Consider the following 4,591-nt stretch of genomic DNA (forward strand, 5'->3'; position numbering starts at 1 on the left):
ATAAGAGACAGCCCCTGTCCTGCCCCGTGTCGGCACCGCTCACCCCCGGCCCGGCGAAGAGGGCACGGGAGAAGGACATCACGTCCCCGCGGTTTCTCTCACGGACTTCTCATGTTCGCCCAACGACCCGGGTGCGGCGGGAGTTCCCGGTTTCCCCGTCCGAACAGCCGACCAGTGGTGACGTGGTGCGGGAGGTGGACGCGCCCCCTTCCCCGCGGTGGGGAAAAGTGATGCGCATGTTCCCGTTGTGACGGGGTACGGGCACTGTCAGGGGAGGACGGACAGAGGGGGACAGACGAATGCCGCCGCCGGGCGACAGCTCGGCGACGGCACACGGGGGACGGGACGGCTCGGGCGGGTGACGACCTTCCCCCCGTCGTCGAACCGGTACCACCGCTGGTCACGGTGGACATCGATCGATCGCGGAGTCGCGTTCCCGGAGCCGGAAAGGCTGCTACGAAGAGCCGAAAGGGCTCAGTAGCCGCGGTACTGCTGGTTGTTGTACGGATCCTGGTACGGCTGCTGCGGCGGCCGGGGAGCGGCCGGGCGCATCGCCTCGTAGCCCGAGGGTGCCGGGCGCGGCGGCTGGGGCTGCGCGCCGGGGTAGCCGCGCGGGGCGCCGGCCTGCTGCGGGATGTACGCCGTGGGCGTCGGCTGCATCTGGGGCGCCTGCTGCTGCGGGTAGCCGTACGCGGGCTGCGGCGAGGGAGCCGCGGGCAGCGCGGGAAGAGCGGAGGGCAGTGCGGGGAGGTTGCCACCGGGGGAGGGCATGCCCGGGGAGGACTGCATGCCGATACCGGTGTCATAGGCGGCCGGGACCCTGATCGGGGCGATCTGCGGGGTGCCCCGCTCGGCCACGAGCGAGTCGTAGATCGGGGTGTCCGGGAAGGAGGCGGAGTAGTAGCCGCCGCCATAGGTGGAGCGGGGGGAGGTCATGGCACATAAGTTAAGCCCACGATGTGCTGGTTGGGGAGACCGATAAGAGGGTTGTTTTCCGTGTCGGCGGCGATCTGGGATCGCTAATCCGAGCGAACTTGTCAAAAATGGACTTCATGCGACGTCTGGATCGTGTAAAAGGCGAGTTCCTGTCCGGTTACCGGCGGTTGACGGAGCGTCGGACGTTGTATAGATGGGGCGGACATGTCAATGCCCAAGGGGTCGAACACGCCGGTGCCCGTCACCGCGCTCCGCGTCGAGGTGACCCGCCGGGCGGGCCCCGGCATCCCCGACGTGGACGCCTCGGCACTCCTTCTGGCGAACGGCAGGGTCCGCGCGGACGGTGACTTCGTCTTCTACAACCAGCCCGTCCACCCCTCCGGCGCGGTCCGCCACGAGGGCACGAAGACCAACGGGGCTCAGGTCACCGACATCCTGCTCGTCGACCTCGCGCGGGTGGAGGCCGGCATCGAGCGGATCGTCCTCGCGGCCTCGGCCGACGGCGGCACCTTCGGTCAGGTCCCCGGCCTCGCCGTCCAGGTCCTGGACCCCGCGACGGGAGACACCGCCGCCCGCTTCGACAGCACCGGCGCCACCGTGGAGACCGCCTTCGTACTCGGCGAGTTCTACCGCCGCCAGGGCGCCTGGAGGTTCCGGGCGGTGGGCCAGGGCTACGACAGCGGGCTCGAGGGCCTGGCGACCGACTTCGGCATCACCGTCGACGTGCCCCAGCACCCGGTACCGCCCCCCGCTCAGCCTTCCAAGATCACGCTCACCAAGGCGGCTCCCTCGGTGTCCCTGGCCAAGCAGGGCGGCACCTCCGGCGTCATGCGCGTCAACCTCAACTGGCAGACCCGCAAGCACCTCACCGGCCGCCGCCGGGGCCCCGGACCCGGTGACCTGGACCTCGACCTGTGCGCCCTGTACGAACTCAGCGACGGCCGCAAGGGCGTCGTACAGGCCCTCGGCAACGCCTTCGGGGCGCTGGAGCGGCCGCCGTACATCCACCTCGACGGCGACGACCGGACCGGGGCGGTGGCGGACGGCGAGAACCTCACCATCAGCCTCGACCACATGGCGCACCTCAGACGGGTCCTGGTCTTCGTCACCATCTACGAGGGCGCCACCTCCTTCGCCGACCTGCACGCCACCGTCACCCTCAGACCGCAGCACGGCGCCCCGATCGACTTCTCGCTGGACGAGTGCACGGTCCCCTCCACGGTGTGCGCGCTCGCGCTGATCACCGACGCGGGCGGCGACCTCGTCGTCCGGCGCGAGGCCCGCTACCTCGTCCCGGAGCGCGGAGTGAGCCCGCAGCGCACGGTCGACCGGGCCTACGGCTGGGGCATGAACTGGACGCCCGGCCGCAAGTGAACCGGCTTCAGCCCTCGTCCGGGACGGCGTCGGGACGCGCGTAGGTGCGGCCCTTCCAGGCGGCGCCCCGGCCCCGGCAGTGCTGGAACGCCGAGTCCAGCGTCATCAGCAGATAGAGGAACGCGGTGAACGGCAACAGGGGAGCGAGCCACAGGGGCTGCCGGTAGTAGCGCAGCATCGGCACATACGTCGCCGCCATCACCGCCCACGCCACCGCGCCGAGCGCGCTCGCCGACGCGCTCCCCGCGACCGCGCCCGCCACCACCGCCACGGGCGGCACCAGATACACCAGCGCCAGCCCCGCCACCGTGCCCAGCAGCAGCGCCGGACTGTGCCTGAGCTGGGCGTAGGCGCTGCGCGAGACCATCCGCCACAGTTCGCCCAGCCCCGGATACGGCCGCACGCTGTCCACCCGGTCCGCCAGACCAAGCCAGAGATGGCCGCCGTTGGCCCGCACCGCCCGCGCGAGGGCCACGTCGTCGATGACCGCGTGCCGGACGGCGTCCGGAACGCCGGCCCGCTCGGCCATGTCCGTGCGCAGCAGCACACAGCCTCCGGCCGCCGCCGTCGTACGGGCGCCCCGGCGGCCGATCCGGCGGAAGGGGTAGAGCTGGGCGAAGAAGTAGACGAAGGCCGGGACCACCAGCCGCTCCCAGGCGCTCTCCGCGCGCAGCCGGGCCATCTGGGAGACCAGGTCGAAGCCGCCCGTACGGGCCGCCGCGACCAGGGAGCGCAGGCTGTCCGGGGCGTGCGCGATGTCCGCGTCCGTCAGCAGCAGGAACTCGGGGTCACGCGCGCGTGCCAGCGCGATCCCGTGCCGGACCGCCCACAGCTTGCCCGTCCAGCCCTGGGGCGGCTCGCCGGGGGAGTCCACCGTGAGCGGCAGCCCGCCGTACCGCGCGGACAGCTCGCGGGCCAGGTCGCCGGTGCCGTCGCGGCTGCCGTCGTCCACCAGGAAGATCGCCGCCGGGCCCGGATAGTCCTGGACGAGCAGCGAGGGCAGGCTCGCGGGCAGCACGGCCGCCTCGTCGCGGGCCGGAACCACCACGCAGACCGACGGCCACTCCGCGGGCTCGCGGCGGGGCGGGAGCCGTACGTCGGTGCGCCAGAAGAAGCCCTGGCCCAGCAGCAGCCAGCACCAGACGGCGAGGGATACGGCGGCGGTCCACACGATGGCGCTCACGGCCGCAGTCTCCCCCACCGGAACGGCCCACCGGTGGTCATCGACTATCGTGGCCGGGTGAAGATCGCGCTCATGGACTCCGGAATCGGCCTCCTCGCAGCCACCGCGGCGGTCCGCCGCCTTCGGCCCGACGCGGATCTCGTGCTCTCCCTGGACCCCGACGGCATGCCCTGGGGACCGCGCACCCCCGAGGACCTGACCCGGCGTGCCGTGGCTGTCGCCGAGGCCGCCGCCGCCCGCCGGCCCGACGCCCTCATCGTCGGCTGCAACACCGCGTCCGTGCACGCGCTGCCCGCGCTGCGCGCCCTGTGCGAACCCGGCATCCCGGTCATCGGCACCGTACCCGCGATCAAGCCCGCCTCGGCCGGCGGCGGACACGTGGCGATCTGGGCGACCCCCGCCACCACCGGCAGCCCCTACCAGCGCGGTCTGATCGAGGACTTCGCGCACGGCGTCCAGGTCACCGAGGTGCCCTGCTGGGGCCTGGCCGAGGCCGTCGAGCACGCCGACGAGCAGGCCATCACCGCGACCGTCGCCGCCGCCGCGGAACTCACCCCGCCCGACGTCACGACCGTCGTCCTCGGCTGCACCCACTACGAACTCGTCGCGGAGCGCATCCGTGCCGCCGTCCAGCAGCCGGGTGCCGCCCCGCTCGTCCTGCACGGCTCCGCCGGGGCGGTCGCGACCCAGGCGCTGCGACGCATCGGGGAGCTGCCCGCTCCCGACGCCCCCGCCGTGGGCTCCCTCACCGTGCTGCTGAGCGGCCGCGAGGGAGGCGCGCTGCCCGCTGCCGCGCTGCACTACGCCGAGGGACGGCTGCTGCCCGCGGCCGGGCCGCTCGCCGACCGGATGTGACACCGGGGGCGGCCGCCGGGCGGTCCGTCCGCCCGTCCGCCCGGAGCAGTACCTCTCCGTCACCGGATACCACCACGGCGGAACCTGGGTAACCTCATAGACATGAGGGAGCACCGCGACGCCGAGGACGCCCCGCACCCCGACGTCTGGACCGGACGCGCCACCAACCGCGTGCAATGGGTACTGGCGCTTGCCGGTGCCGCCTGCATGGCGCTCGGCATCGAGCTGGCCGTGCAGTCCGCG

4 protein-coding genes are annotated in these 4,591 nt (G+C 72.9%); 2 read left to right on the forward strand and 2 right to left on the reverse strand.

Annotated elements, in window-relative coordinates; translation table 11 throughout:
* Window positions 1-474: 474 nt before the first annotated feature.
* A complete protein-coding gene (locus CCN33_RS21385; protein WP_086695173.1) occupies window positions 475-936 on the reverse strand; it encodes a DUF6643 family protein in 462 nt (153 codons plus the stop codon).
* Between the two features lie 204 nt (window positions 937-1,140).
* On the opposite strand from CCN33_RS21385, the gene CCN33_RS21390 reads away from it, so the two are divergent.
* Window positions 1,141-2,310, forward strand: a complete 1,170-nt coding sequence (locus tag CCN33_RS21390; RefSeq protein WP_086695174.1) for a TerD family protein — start codon at window positions 1,141-1,143, stop codon at window positions 2,308-2,310.
* Between the two features lie 7 nt (window positions 2,311-2,317).
* On the opposite strand, the gene CCN33_RS21395 is transcribed toward CCN33_RS21390, so the two are convergent.
* Window positions 2,318-3,493: a glycosyltransferase gene (locus CCN33_RS21395; RefSeq protein ID WP_086695175.1), complete on the reverse strand. Its 1,176-nt coding sequence runs from the start codon at window positions 3,491-3,493 to the stop codon at window positions 2,318-2,320.
* A 57-nt stretch (window positions 3,494-3,550) separates the two neighbouring features.
* Between CCN33_RS21395 and CCN33_RS21400 the strand changes: the two genes are divergently transcribed.
* Complete coding sequence (locus CCN33_RS21400) at window positions 3,551-4,348, forward strand: glutamate racemase (protein WP_392225664.1); 798 nt, start codon at window positions 3,551-3,553, stop codon at window positions 4,346-4,348.
* The last annotated feature ends 243 nt before the right edge of the window (window positions 4,349-4,591 follow it).

It is taken from the genome of Streptomyces recifensis, assembly GCF_002154615.1.
Lineage (GTDB): Bacteria > Actinomycetota > Actinomycetes > Streptomycetales > Streptomycetaceae > Streptomyces > Streptomyces griseoluteus.